Annotated in this window: 13 protein-coding genes; 2 read left to right on the top strand and 11 right to left on the bottom strand. The window is 73.1% G+C overall.

Annotation, left to right across the window (positions count from 1 at the left end; genetic code table 11):
* Nucleotides 1-24: 24 nt before the first annotated feature.
* The 10 genes from E1264_RS31775 to E1264_RS31730 all read right to left on the bottom strand — a co-directional run bounded on the left by E1264_RS31775 (nucleotide 25) and on the right by E1264_RS31730 (nucleotide 9633).
* A complete protein-coding gene (locus E1264_RS31775; RefSeq protein WP_132179326.1) occupies nucleotides 25-540 on the bottom strand; it encodes a hypothetical protein in 516 nt (171 codons plus the stop codon).
* 116 nt (nucleotides 541-656) lie between these two features.
* Nucleotides 657-2006: an AAA family ATPase gene (locus E1264_RS31770; RefSeq protein WP_243711284.1), complete on the bottom strand. Its 1350-nt coding sequence runs from the start codon at nucleotides 2004-2006 to the stop codon at nucleotides 657-659.
* Nucleotides 2003-3475: a hypothetical protein gene (locus E1264_RS31765; protein WP_132179324.1), complete on the bottom strand. Its 1473-nt coding sequence runs from the start codon at nucleotides 3473-3475 to the stop codon at nucleotides 2003-2005. Before E1264_RS31765 ends, E1264_RS31770 begins: the two co-directional genes overlap by 4 nt.
* A gap of 7 nt (nucleotides 3476-3482) precedes the next feature.
* Nucleotides 3483-4601, bottom strand: a complete 1119-nt coding sequence (locus E1264_RS31760) for a hypothetical protein (RefSeq protein ID WP_132179322.1) — start codon at nucleotides 4599-4601, stop codon at nucleotides 3483-3485.
* Nucleotides 4602-4682: 81 nt separating this feature from the next.
* On the bottom strand, nucleotides 4683-5687 hold the full coding sequence (locus E1264_RS31755) for a hypothetical protein (RefSeq protein ID WP_207936501.1): 1005 nt from the start codon (nucleotides 5685-5687) through the stop codon (nucleotides 4683-4685).
* A gap of 90 nt (nucleotides 5688-5777) precedes the next feature.
* Nucleotides 5778-6389 (bottom strand): class I SAM-dependent methyltransferase, encoded by a 612-nt coding sequence (locus tag E1264_RS31750; RefSeq protein WP_243711283.1) that lies wholly within the window; start codon nucleotides 6387-6389, stop codon nucleotides 5778-5780.
* Nucleotides 6390-6416: 27 nt separating this feature from the next.
* Nucleotides 6417-6806 carry a VOC family protein gene (locus tag E1264_RS31745; RefSeq protein ID WP_132179320.1) on the bottom strand — a complete coding sequence of 130 codons (390 nt, stop codon included), beginning with the start codon at nucleotides 6804-6806 and terminating at the stop codon, nucleotides 6417-6419.
* A gap of 132 nt (nucleotides 6807-6938) precedes the next feature.
* On the bottom strand, nucleotides 6939-7805 hold the full coding sequence (locus E1264_RS31740; RefSeq protein WP_132179318.1) for an NAD(P)-dependent oxidoreductase: 867 nt from the start codon (nucleotides 7803-7805) through the stop codon (nucleotides 6939-6941).
* Nucleotides 7806-7972: 167 nt separating this feature from the next.
* Nucleotides 7973-9115: a phosphotransferase gene (locus E1264_RS31735; protein WP_132179316.1), complete on the bottom strand. Its 1143-nt coding sequence runs from the start codon at nucleotides 9113-9115 to the stop codon at nucleotides 7973-7975.
* 116 nt (nucleotides 9116-9231) lie between these two features.
* Nucleotides 9232-9633 carry a nitroreductase family deazaflavin-dependent oxidoreductase gene (locus tag E1264_RS31730; protein ID WP_132179314.1) on the bottom strand — a complete coding sequence of 134 codons (402 nt, stop codon included), beginning with the start codon at nucleotides 9631-9633 and terminating at the stop codon, nucleotides 9232-9234.
* A 170-nt stretch (nucleotides 9634-9803) separates the two neighbouring features.
* Between E1264_RS31730 and paaI the strand changes: the two genes are divergently transcribed.
* Nucleotides 9804-10202 carry a hydroxyphenylacetyl-CoA thioesterase PaaI gene (paaI, locus tag E1264_RS31725; protein ID WP_132179330.1) on the top strand — a complete coding sequence of 133 codons (399 nt, stop codon included), beginning with the start codon at nucleotides 9804-9806 and terminating at the stop codon, nucleotides 10200-10202.
* A 135-nt stretch (nucleotides 10203-10337) separates the two neighbouring features.
* Here the strand turns inward: paaI and E1264_RS31720 are convergent, their stop codons facing one another.
* Entirely contained in the window at nucleotides 10338-11204 is an 867-nt protein-coding gene (locus tag E1264_RS31720) for a helix-turn-helix transcriptional regulator (protein ID WP_132179328.1), read from the bottom strand.
* Nucleotides 11205-11870: 666 nt separating this feature from the next.
* Between E1264_RS31720 and E1264_RS31715 the strand changes: the two genes are divergently transcribed.
* Nucleotides 11871-12143: a hypothetical protein gene (locus E1264_RS31715; RefSeq protein ID WP_243711282.1), complete on the top strand. Its 273-nt coding sequence runs from the start codon at nucleotides 11871-11873 to the stop codon at nucleotides 12141-12143.
* Nucleotides 12144-12174: the final 31 nt, after the last annotated feature.

The following is a 12174-nucleotide window of genomic DNA, read 5'->3' as shown; positions in this document are numbered from 1 at the left end:
GCCCAGGGGGTCGCCCCCCTGGGCCTACACAGCTCGGGACGGTTGGGGGCGGCCTGGGCGGGTGGTGAAGAAGACGGAGAGGGAGCCCTGGAGGCGTGCGCGGACGGTCTCCTCGTCGACGGGGCCGTCCGCGGGGACGGGGGTGCGGTCGAGGGCCCGGTCGATGAGGACGTCGACGTTGCGGTCGGCGACGAGCACCGAGCACGTGTCGCACGCGTACCACGGGTAGAGCATGTTCAGGACGGCGACGGCGGTGTCGTCGTCCGACAGGTGCGTGGTGTCGAGCTCGACCTCGAACATGTCGGTGTCCTCGGGGTCGAGCGTGGGGTAGTAGAGCCACCTCGGACCGTCCGCGCCGCAGAAGTCGCATGACTGGTCCTGCTGGGCGGGCTCGCCGACGGCCAGCTCCAGCTCGTGGTCCCAGGGCTCGACGCGCCGGTTGTGGCGGTACCCGACCCCGTCGAGCGACCCCTCGCGGTTGTGCGTGACATCGTGCACCTCTCCGCCGCAACGGGCGCACATGAAGCCGATGTCCTCCATGTCCCTCCCCCTGATCGCTGAGGCACCCGGAACTCACAGTATCCGTCCGGGGCGCCGGCTCGTACCGGTCGGCGCGATCTTCGCCGAGAAGAAGATCATCCGCCCGCGCGTCCCGCCTAGTCTCCGGGGACGCGGTGCCGGGCCAGGTGGGCGAGGACGGACTGGTTGGCCTCCCAGCCGTCCGGGAACTTCACCGGCACGCCGAGGTGCACGGGTTCCGCGGACGGGTGCGCGTCCAGCAGCTCGGGGATGCCCGCCCGCGCCACCACGACGCAGGCGTGCCGGTGCCGGGACGTCAGCACGCACAGCCGCCCCGACTCCAGATGGAACGCGGTCGCGTCGCGGCGCCCGGACAGCGGGTGCAGGACGACCGTCGCGTCGTACTCGCGGCCCTGGAGCCGGTTCGCGGTGTCGACGGTGATGCCGTCGCCGTACGGGCCGAGCGCGGCGCGGATCGCGGTGACCTGGTCGCGGTGCGCCGCGCCGATCGCGACGCGCGCGGCGTCGACCGGCCGCGACCCCAGTTCGGAGTGCGCGACGGGACCGCGCTGCAGCAGCCGGACGGCCAGCGCCGCCGTCGCGCGGACGGCCTCGGCGTCGGTGCGCAGCGTGTGCCGCGCGGGCAGCTCGTAGAGGGCCCAGCCGGTCGCCGCGGCCTCTTCGAGCGCCCGGTCGTAGGTGGTGCCCATGCCGCCCGCCCCGAACTCCAGCCGCCGGTCGCCCGGGCCGGTCCCGGCGCGGAAGCCGGTGAACGGGTAGAACGCGTCCGACACGACGGGCGCGGCCGACGCGGGCAGCCGCCACGACACCGGCAGCCGGTGGACGGGCAGCTCCGGGTTGTGCGCCAGCAGGACGGACACGGCGCTGCGCATCGGGTCCCAGGTCAGGCCCGCCCAGCGTTCGACCTCGACCGTGGAGAACGGGTCGAGCTGCCCCGGGTCGCCGACGAACAGCGCGCGCTCGAAGCGTCCGGCGATGCGCAGGAGCATGTCGGAGCGCATCTGGTACGCCTCGTCCACGATCGCCCACGGCCAAGACCCCTCGGACAGGGTGGCCCATTTCGCGGCGGTGGCGATCACGATGGTGTGCTCGGCGAGGTCGCCGGCCTTCTGCGCGACCCGCACCGCCGGGTGCGCCAGGACCCGCTCGGACGGCACGTACCCCGACGCGGAGAGGCGGCCGAGCGTGATGCCGGGATGCTTGCCCGCGATCCGCTCGATGAGGTCGTCCACCTGCTCGTTCGTCTGCGCCACGATCATCAGCCGCTCGCCCGCCTCGGCCAGGTGCGCGGCGGCCCGCACCACCAGCGTCGACTTGCCCGCGCCGGGCGGGGAGTCGACCACCACGCCGCGGTGCCCGCCGCCGAGGTCGGCAAGGACGTCTCCGACGACCCGCGCCGCGGCCTCGGCCGGGTCGAGATCGTCCGCGTGGACGGGTGCCAGGTGGCGGGTTGCGTGTTCGGTCACGACCAGTCCTCCTCGGCGTCCTCTTCGGTCGGCACGTACTCCTCGGGCGGGCCGCCGTGCGTCCACGGCGTGTCCTCGCGGTCGGGGAACTTCGCCGCGCCGAACGACCCGTCCGTGAGGGAGGTGAAGCAGACCCGGTCGCCGACCTCGGGGACGGCGCCCGGTTCGGGGGTGAGCTTGCGGCCCATCCCGCCCGTCAGTTCCAGCAGCACGGTGCCGTCCTCGATCTCCATGATCTTTCCCTTGAGCGCCGGACGCGCCGCGTTGCACACGGTCGTCCCGGCGTCGAGACGTACCGGGTCCTGCGTCTCGACGCGCAGGTGCGGGCGGAGTTTGGGGCGCTTGCCCGTCTCGTCCAGACGGGTCGGGTCGCATTCGGTGACGACGCCGCCGAACGCCTGGCCCGACAGCCGGTGCTCGGCCATGACCAGGGGATCGTCGAAGGCGCGCTGCGCGTCGTAGGCGTCCTGGGCGCGTTCGAGGTCGTGCAGCCGCCGCGCCGCCCGGACGGGAGGGTCGCGGCGCGCCTGCGGATACGCCTCGCCGAACGTCTGGTGGTAGTAGGTGAAGGCGTCCCGGTCGCGCTCCCAGCGTCCCGGCACGCTCGCGCCTTCGGGGAGCGCGCGCAGGAGGTCGACGGCCTGCCACATCAGGTCCCAGGTCGGGGCGAGCTGGCCGGCCAGGGCGGTGCGGAGGCGTTCCTCGGCGCGGGAGCCGGGGCCCGACCGGTCGTAGGCGGCGACCGCCGGGGCGAGGACCTCGTTGTCGAACGTCGGGTCGGTCGCCGGGCCCGCGGGCGGGCAGATCACCGGGTCCTCGGCGCGGGCCGCCGCCTCCGGCCCGGTCAGGCCGTCCGGCGGGTCGATCCAGCCCAGCAGCGCGGCGAGGTTGCCGTCCTCCAGGGAGCTCTGGCCGGTCGCCCAGTGCAGCCGCAGCAGCTCCGTCATGGCGCCCAGCAGCGACGACCCGGGATGGTCGTGCCGGTCGGAGAACCAGGTCAGCCACCGTCCGAGCACCGGGACCGCCGGGTCGACCGCGTACGGGCCCTCGGTGCTGCGGAACCGCGTGGAGCGTCCCATCAGCCGCAGGAACGCGACACCGCCCCGGTTCGGGACGAGGAGCTGCGGCGCGTTCCCGTACCGGATGCGTTCGTCGCCGTCCTTGCCCGGCGGCAGTTCCTCCACCTCGCCCCGGCTCGTCTCGATGTGGTTCAGGACGAGCTTGGCGAGGGCGGCGGCGAACGTGAACCGCATGTCGCGGTTGCGGGGCTGCGGCACCACCAGCAGGGACGGGTCGTCGCGCTCGCTCCCGGCCATCACCGCCAGCGGCGCCGCGGCTTCCCCGGCGAGCTTCAGCGGGACGAGCACCAGCGGCGCGTCCGACACGTGGCAGTGCCGCACCGTCGCGAGCGGCCGCGCGACCCCGGCCGCCGCCGCCTCCAGCCGGGCGAGCGAAGTCAGCGCGCTCATCGGCGGATCACGCGGCCCCGGACAGGGCGCCGGACAGGGCGCCGGACAGGGCCTCGGCGCGCAGCCGGGCCGCCGCGCGCAGCTGCTCGGCCGTCTCCGCCAGGTCGTCGGACGGCGTTAGCGACCCGTCCGCCAGCCCGAGCGCCGTGCCGATCGTGTCGACCCCGCCGAGATCGTCGCGGACGGACCGGCCCAGTGCGCCCGTCTCGCCGCAGGCCCGCGCCTCGTCCCGGCAGAACAGCGCCATCTCGCAGCCCGCCATGCACTCGGGCGCGTACCGCGCCTCTACCGCCCGGACCGACTCCGCGAGTGCCTCCCCGGGCTCGAACGTCAGGTCCGCGGGCAGCTCCGCCAGGATCGCGTCGACGCGGGTGAGCCGCGCGAGCTGCCGTTCGAGGACGGCGAGCTGCGGCCGGACGTCCAACGGCGTCGCGGACGGACGGTTCGAGAAGTTCTCCGGGCAGACGAGGAACACCTCGTGCGAGACCCGGCCCGGATCGTGCCCCAGCTCGGTCACGAGGCGGCGCAGCGCCAGCACGTACACCGCCGACTGGCGTGCCGCCGCGGCGACCTGCTCCGGCTCGGCCTGCCCGTCCACGACGGCGAACGACTTGATCTCGACGACGTGCAGCCGGCCCGCGAGCTGGAACGCGATGACGTCCGGCTCCAGGTACGCGGGACGCCCGGCGATCTCCAGCCGCAGCAGCGGATGGTCGAACAGCGTGCCCTCGCCGGTCTCCAGCGCGCGGCCGAGGAGCCGGCGGGTGCGCGAATGCCGCAGCTCGCGGCCCTCGTTCCCGGCCACGACCTCCAGGTCGTCGTAGGCGACCTCCGGGACGTCGAGGCCGAGCCGGTCGCGCAGCAGCGTCAGAAGCTCGGCGCAGCCGTCCGCCTTCACCTGCGCCTCGAACGCGTTCCCGCGCGTGATCGCGAACTGCGACTGCCCGAACGGCGCGGGGAAGCCCAGCTCCCGCGCCACCGCGTCCTTGTCGACACCGGCCGCGTCCATCACGCCGCGCCGGGCGCAGCCGGGATTGGACGTCAGCGCGGCGATCGTGCGGGCGTCGTGATTGCGCGGCGGTGCGGCGCCGCGCAGCCGGTCCAGGTCCGGCGCGGTGTCGGTCATCGGTCGGTCTCTCCAACTGAACAATTCTCATCCTCGGTGGTCCCGTACACTGCGTGCCTCCTCGGACAGGCCGGATGAAAATTACTCACTGAGGGCGGCGGGGTCAGTGGCGGAGCGTCGTCCGGAGCGCCGTGCGGTGTGCCGCCCGGAGCCCCGCACTGCCCGGAGCCGGCTGCCGAAGAGCCGCTCCGCGTCGTCGAGCCTGTCCCGGGCGCGGCGCGCGGCGGACGCGCGCCGCCGCCGGTCGGCCTCCCGGTGCACGTCCAGCTCCGCCCGGGCGGCCTCGGCGAGCGCGGCCGGATCGGCGGTACCGACCGTACCGGTCCCGGCACCGGGAATGTTGGACGCGAAACGCCACAGCAGCCGCTGCACTTCGGGTGACGGCGTGCCGCGTCCGGCGGCGGCGTGCTCGGCGAGCCGGGCGGCGGCGGTGAGGAAGTCGGTGCGCGGGCTCAGCGGGCCGACGATCCGCTGCTCCAGCGGCCACGTGCTCACGGTGAGCAGCCCGCGCGCGGGCGCGAGCAGGTCGGCGGTCAGCGCGGCGCACAGGTAGTACGGCCGCGCGTAGGGGGCGGTGCGGAAGGACCGCTCCTCGTCGCGCCGCAGGCTCGTCAACCGGGTGGACGAGATCTCGCCCGGGAAGAACGCCGCGTACACGGCCCCGATCAGCTTCGGCGCGGCGGGCGCGCCGAGCAGGGTCAGCGCCTGGTGGACCTGCTCGCGAACCGGCAGCAGCCCGCGCTCCACCTCGCCGGTGTCGCGCTTCCCGCTCTCCCGTTCGCCGGTTTCGCGTTCACCTGACCTGCCTTGACCTGACCTGCGTTCGCTGGTCTCGCGTGCGCCGGGCTTGCGTTCGCCGGTCTCGCGGTCACCGGCTTCGCGTCCACCGGGCTCGCGTTGCTCGGCTTCGGGGTCGTCGCCGAGAACGGCGTCGTCCCAGGCCCGTTCCGCGTCCCGCAGCCCGGCGCGCAGCTCGCGGGCCCTCTGCCGGTCGCCCGCCGACATCGCCCGCCGGACGGCGGCGCGCAGCTCGGTGATGCGCGCCTCCAGCTCGTCGGGGGTCGGGACGCCGGGGGGCCTGGACATGCGGCAGACAGTACAGCCGCCGCCCGACACTTCCAGCCTTTTCCAGCTTTCGCATGTCGCGCCGGGACGGCCGGCGCGGTTCCCGCCGGGTCAGCGCGGTTTCTGCCACACGATGGAGTAGCGCCAGAGGAGGTGCCGCCGGAAGACGGCGCCGGGCAGCACTCGCAGGGCCTCGTCGCGCACCTCGTCCCATGTCATGTCCGGGTCGGCGACGGGGGCGCCGGGGGCGTCGTCCGCGCGCCGCCGGTTGCGGAGGCGGTGGAAGTGGTGCACGGGGACGCCGGCCGCCGCGTACGACCAGTCACGGAGGCTCTCGTTCCTCGCCAGGCTGATGACCACCAGGCTCCCGCCCGGACGGACGGCATCGCGCATCGCCGTCAGCCCCTTGACGAAGTCCATGTGGTGGATCGCGGCGACGCTGCAGACGAAGTCGTAATGGTCCTCGGGCAGGTCGTACTCGAGCAGACCCGACTCGACGAAGTCGACGTTGGCGACCCCGGCGCTCAGCGCCTTCGCCTTGAGGATCATCTCCGGCGACCGGTCGAGCCCGGTGACGTGCCGGGCGCGCGGCGCCATCCGCCGGACGAGCAGCCCGTCACCGCAGCCGACGTCGAGCGCCTCGCGGCACCCGCGCGGCATGCCGCGCAGCACGACGCCGTGGTAGTGCGTGTTGTGGTTCCAGTAGCCCGTCGTCGTCGCCACGGGCTCATTATCGCCCTGGGACCGTGGTCAGGAGCGGGGGTCGCGGCGCATGGGATGGGCTTCCGGAACCTCCACCAGGACGATCTTGACGCCGTCCGGGTCCTCGATCCACATCTCGACCAGGCCCCACGGCTCCTCGCGCGGCTCGCGCGTGACGCGCACCCCGGCCGCCGCGAGCCGCTCGCGCTCCGCGCGGACGTCCCGCACCTGGAGCCAGATCATGGGGTACGAGCCCGGCTCGCCCGCGCCGTGGCCCGACACCTCCAGGAACCCCGGGCCGAGGAAGAAGACGATGCCGGGCGAGTCGGCCGGGCCGAACTCGCGGTACACGGCGAGCCCGAGCACGTCCCGGTAGAAGCGCTGGGTGCCGGCCGGATCGGCCGGTCGTAACAGGATGCGGCTGCTGAGAACATCCATGCCCATCATTCTCGCCCCCGTTCGCCGAAGACCCGGCACCGCCACGCCCGCCGCCCGGCGCACCGGCCGGGACGGCGGATCAGGCGGGGTTGCGGATTAGGCCGGGGCTGCGGATCTTGCCGGGGTTGCGGATCAGGCCCGGAAGCTCGCCCGGTACGTCGCGGCCATGTCCTCGTCGCCGTGCCCCTGCTCGATGACGCGGCGGAACCGCTCTCCGGACGCGTCGTTGACGTCGACCCGGATGCCCGCGGCCTCCGCGGCCTCGTGGATCAGCCGGGTGTTCTTCTCCGCGTTCCGGACGGCGAAGCTCGGCTCGAAGTCGTCCGCGAGCATGGCCTTCATCTTCACCTGCAGATAGGCGTTGTCGAGCGGGCCGCCGGAGAGGACCTCGCCGAGCAGGGCCGGGTCGAGCCCGAGCCCCTCCGTCAGCGCGACCGACTCGGCGATGACGGACGTCAGCGAGATCGCGTAGCTCACGGCGGCGAGCTTGAGCCGGGTGCCCGCGCCGCTCGCGCCGTCGTCGTCCAGCCAATGCGTCCGGGATCCGACCACGCCGAACAGCGGGTCGAGGACGGTCCGCGCGCTCTCGGGCCCCGCCGCGAGGACGACGAGCTTCCCCTGCTCGGCGGGCTGCTTCGTGCCCTGGACGGGCGCGTCGGCGAACGTGAGCCCGTGCTCGGCGGCGAACCCGGCGAGCCGCGGCACGTCCGCGACGCCGACCGTGCCCATCTGCGCCCAGACCTGCCCGTCCCGGAGTCCCGGCGACGCCTGCGCCATCACCGACAGGGCCGTCTCACCGTCGTTCAGCATCGTGATGATCACGTCGGCGCCGGTGACGGCCTCGGCGGGGGAGTCCGCGACGGCCGCGCCGTCCGCGGCCAGGGGTTCGGCGCGCGACCGGGTGCGGTTCCACGCCGCGACCCGGTGACCGCCCTTGAGCAGGTTCCGGGCCATCGCCGCGCCCATGATCCCGGTGCCGAGCATCGCGACTGCGGTCATCGTCCACTCCCTTTTAGACTGCTCGATCTAGAATTTCTATCATCCGGCGCGCCCCTACCGGCGGCGGGGCGACGAAGGCTAGCCCAGTACCGGACGTCCAAGGCCGACTCGGGGCCAGGACCGGGACGGTCGGCTCCCGCCCCCGGCTCGGGCCCGGGCGGCGAAGGCTAGCCGAACGCGGGGCTGTCGCCGAACGCGGGGCCGTCGCCCGGCGCGTCCGCGTAGGCGGCGGTGTACGGGGCGGCGAACGCGTCGAGCGTCCGGTCGAGCTGCGCCGACCACCAGGACACGAGGGCCGCGGAGCCGCGCCCGCCCGCGCCGTCCTCGCCCAGGTAACGGTGCCGCAGCGGCGCCACGTCGCAGAGCCGCTCCCACCACTCCCGGTGCACCGCCGACTGGATCTGCCCGGCGTCCAGCGGGAACGCCGACCGGTGGCCGCGCACGAACGCCTGGACGCGGTCGAGGTCGAGCCCGCGCTCGTCGTCGCACGCGAACAGCCGTGCCGCCGCCCGCACGACCTCGCCGGCGACGGGACCGGTCGTCAGCGACCCCCAGCCGAGGACCGCCGTGACGTTGCCCGCCCCGCCGTACCGCAGATGACCGGCATGGAACGACCCGTGCAGATGCCCGACCGTGCTGACCTCGATCTCCGGCGGCTGGTGGTCGGCGAACTCTTCGAGCAGGTCGCGGCGCTCCCGCAGGCGGCGCCCGGTCAGCGCGTCGAAGTCGGTGCCGTCGCCGTCGCCGGGGACGTCCCGCAGCATCTCCTCGACGGCCTCGGCCGCCGCGGCGGCGCGCGGCGTCGGGATCAGCAGGCTCTGCTGCACCGGCGGCGTCAGATGGTCGAGCGCGGCGTGCAGGCGCCCGAGCAGCTCGCCGAGGGCCTCGCACTGGCCGAAGGTGAGCTCTAATCCGTCGCGCCCGCGTCCCCCGACCCAGGGATGCAGGACGTAGCCGCGCCCGGCGGCGGTGACCAGCGTCCGGCCGCCGCGGGCCGGCAGCGGCGCGAGGACCGGCAGGCCGGCCTCGTCCAGCGCGGCGGTCACGGAATGCCGGAACAGCAGGCGGCGGCGGTCGGGCTCGGCGTACTCCTTGAGGAAGAACGCTCCGCCGCTCGTCTCGACCCGCCAGCACCGCCGCCCGGCCCCGGCCCCGGCTCCGCTGAGCGGCTCGATGCCGCCGCCGCGCGGATCCGCGCCGCCGGGCATGTCAGAGGCGTTGCGCGGTCCCGGGTCGGCGGGCGCCTCGATATCCCAGCGCCTCAGCAGCCGTCGCGGCGGCTCGGAGTCAGCACTCTGTGACGTCGGCACCCCGGCACCTCGGCTGCGTCGCACGGACGATGGTCGAATGAATGTTCTACAACGACGCTACACGCCCCGCCCCGCACCGCGAAAGGGAAACCGCCCGGGCCGATGGGCCCCCGCGCTCAGACGCGTTCGAGGAGGACCACCGGAATATCGCGGTTCGTCTTCGTCTGGTACTCGTCGTAGTCGGGCCAGACGGCGGTCATCTTCTTCCACAGCGCGGGCTTCTCGTCCGCCGTCGCGGTCCTGGCCCGCGCGGTGAACTTGTCGCCCTTCACCTGGACCTTCACTTCGGGATTCGCCTGGATGTTCTTGTACCAGAGCGGATCGTCGTCGTTGCCGCCGTCGGACGCCACGATGACATGGGCGTCGCCGTCGCGCTGGTAGATGAGCGGCGTCGTGCCCTCCTTCCCGCTGCGGCGCCCGGTCGTGGTGAGCAGGAGCGTGACGGTGCCGTTCCAGTCGTGTCCTTCCGCGCCGTCCGTTTCCTGGTACCGCGCGACGTGTTCTTTCCCGTACAGCATGGCTTCTCCTAGGTCGGGTTCGGCGGGTCGGCCTGGGCCGTGCCGTGGCACGGGCCCCTCCACAACGGCCGAACTCTAGATCACCTTCCCAGGACGGCCGCTCCGATACCGGCCTCTCTTACCCTGTCCAGGTGGACGAGGCAGAGGTGGCGCGGCGATGCGCCGAGACGATGTACGCACGCGACAAGGTGGCGCAGGACCTCGCCATGCGGATCACCGAGATCGCCCCCGGACGGGCACGGCTGCGCATGACGGTCGGCGACACGATGGTGAACGGCCACGGCATCGCCCACGGCGGGTACGTCTTCCTGCTGGCCGACTCGGCGTTCGCCTACGCGTGCAACACCCATGACGCGGTGACGGTCGCGGCGTCCGCGGAAGTCGTGTTCGTCGCGCCCGCCCGGACGGGGGACGTCCTGGAGGCGACGGCGGTGGAACGCACCCGCTACGGCCGCAGCGGAATCTACGACGTGACGGTCCGCCGCGTTCCCGGCGGCGAGGTCGTCGCGGAGTTCCGCGGCGGGAGCCGAAGCCGCGACGAGCCCGTCCTGGACCCACCGGCCCCCTAGGACGACGGGAGCCGTGACGAGCCCGCCCTCAACCCGCCGGCCCCTGGCGGTTCAGGCGAGGGCAGGGGCATCGCGCGGTTCAGGCAAAGGCCGCCGCCTCGCCTGGCTCAGGCAGCGGCCGGGGGATTGGGCGGATCAGGCGTTGTGCAGGACGTCTGCGAGGTAGTCCGCGGTCCGGTCGGGGCGGGCGGCGGTGATGCAGAGGTTGTTCATCGCTCGCATGTACGTGTCGACGTCCGTCGGCTTGTCGAGGTAGAGCGCGCTGGTGAGCTGCTCCAGGTAGACCACGTCCGACAGGCCGGGCTCGGCGAACCGCAGGATCGTGAACGGGCCGCCCGCCGCGGCGTGGCCACCGGCGCCGAACGGCACGATCTGCAACGTGACGTTGGGCAGTTCCGACATCTCGATCAGATGCTTGATCTGCTGCCGCATCACCTCGCGGCCGCCGAGCGGGCGGCGCACGACCGCCTCGTCCACGACGGCCCACAGCGTCGGCGCGCCCGGCGAGGTGAACCGCGCCTGCCGCGCCGTGCGGAGCTGCACGCGCCGCTCGATCTCCTCGTCGGCGGCGTCGGAGAAGCCCAGCCGGACGACGGCACGCGCGTAATCCTCGGTCTGGAGCAGGCCGGGGACGAACTGCAGCTCGTAGGCGCGCAGCAGCGACGCCGCCTCCTCAAGGCCCAGGTAGACCTCGAACCAGCTCGCGAGGACGTCGCCGTACCGGTGCCACCAGCCCGGGGTGTTGGCCTCCTTTGCCAGCTCCAGCAGCGACGCGCGCTCGGTGGGGTCGGACACGCCGTACAGGGTGAGCAGATCGGAGACGTCGCGCTCCTTGAAGCCGACGCGGCCGAGCTCCATCCGGCTGATCTTGGAATGCGAACCGCGGATCTCGTAGCCCGCCTGCTCGGTGGAGATTCCCCTCGCCTCGCGCATCTTGCGGAGCTGAGCGCCGAGCAGAATGCGCAGCACGGTAGGCCCGCCGCGGCGGGGATATTCGATCAGCCGTCCGGCCGGATCACCTTCGGACGGAGGTGTGGAGGCAGCTGAATCCTGGGCCAAGGGGTCACCAGCCAGTCGACGGTCTACTTCGGAGCGCGCAACGGCACCGGCCCCATGTTAGAGGATGGGACCGCCTTTTTGGGAAGGTCGAATAGGGCGTTCGAGGCGTAAGTTCGCCGCCCCGCGACCAGGCCGCCGACCGGCGGACACACCCTGTGACCAGTGCTGTCAGTGGTTGAACGACTGCGGAACGTGGTGACTCTCGCTGGCCCGCCCGGCGGCTTGACAATTCCGGCCGGAGACGCCGGTCATGGTGTACGAATTGGCCGGTGTTCGCCGTCGCAGACGACGGCCAATCCGGAGACTCGGCCATTTTCACATCCCACTCGTATGGCGGCCGAATGAAGGACGCTCCGCAATCCGGTGAATTTTTGGGGCGGTGGCGCCGAGCAGATCATGTCAGAACGTCATGTGTCCCAGGTCTCTGGTGGCGTGCGGGTGATGAAGGTCTCGTCCGCCACGGGGAAGTTCTGCGGCGGCGAGACGTTTCACTGTTGCGACGGGGCGATCATCATCGCCTCTCCTTAATAGCGCCGCACGGGAGGCGGCCGTCACACTGCACCTGGGGGAATCATGAACGTTATTCGCGAACGACCGGAGATCCGATTCTTGACCTCGGGCGATGTCACGGCGCATGAGCGGGCGGCGGCGGAACGGGCCGTCCGGCACGCGCTGGAATCCGCGCGCGGCGTCTTGTCCGTCCAGGTAACGCTGAGTGTCGTGGCCGACCCGTCGCTGCCGCGCCCGGCCCTGGCCCAGGCGGTCGTCGACCTGGACGGCCGCCGCGTCCGCGCCCAGGCCGCCGCGCCGCGCATCGTCGAGGCCATCGACCTCCTCCGCGAACGCCTCGCCCTCCGAGCATCCTCCCTACAGGCACGCTGAGCACACTGCCCCGACGGCGGCGCCCCCAAGC

Source organism: Actinomadura sp. KC216, assembly GCF_004348535.1.
Taxonomy (GTDB): domain Bacteria; phylum Actinomycetota; class Actinomycetes; order Streptosporangiales; family Streptosporangiaceae; genus Spirillospora.
This window is presented reverse-complemented; position numbering and strand designations above follow the sequence as displayed.

Bases quoted from the DNA above. Each gene is read 5' to 3' on its own strand.
- E1264_RS31775 (WP_132179326.1), bottom strand. From the start codon at position 540: ATGGAGGACATCGGCTTCATGTGCGCCCGTTGCGGCGGAGAGGTGCAC.
- E1264_RS31765 (WP_132179324.1), bottom strand. From the start codon at position 3,475: ATGAGCGCGCTGACTTCGCTCGCCCGGCTGGAGGCGGCGGCGGCCGGG.
- E1264_RS31760 (WP_132179322.1), bottom strand. From the start codon at position 4,601: ATGACCGACACCGCGCCGGACCTGGACCGGCTGCGCGGCGCCGCACCG.
- E1264_RS31755 (WP_207936501.1), bottom strand. From the start codon at position 5,687: ATGTCCAGGCCCCCCGGCGTCCCGACCCCCGACGAGCTGGAGGCGCGC.
- E1264_RS31745 (WP_132179320.1), bottom strand. From the start codon at position 6,806: ATGGATGTTCTCAGCAGCCGCATCCTGTTACGACCGGCCGATCCGGCC.
- E1264_RS31740 (WP_132179318.1), bottom strand. From the start codon at position 7,805: ATGACCGCAGTCGCGATGCTCGGCACCGGGATCATGGGCGCGGCGATG.
- E1264_RS31730 (WP_132179314.1), bottom strand. From the start codon at position 9,633: ATGCTGTACGGGAAAGAACACGTCGCGCGGTACCAGGAAACGGACGGC.
- paaI (WP_132179330.1), top strand. From the start codon at position 9,804: ATGTACGCACGCGACAAGGTGGCGCAGGACCTCGCCATGCGGATCACC.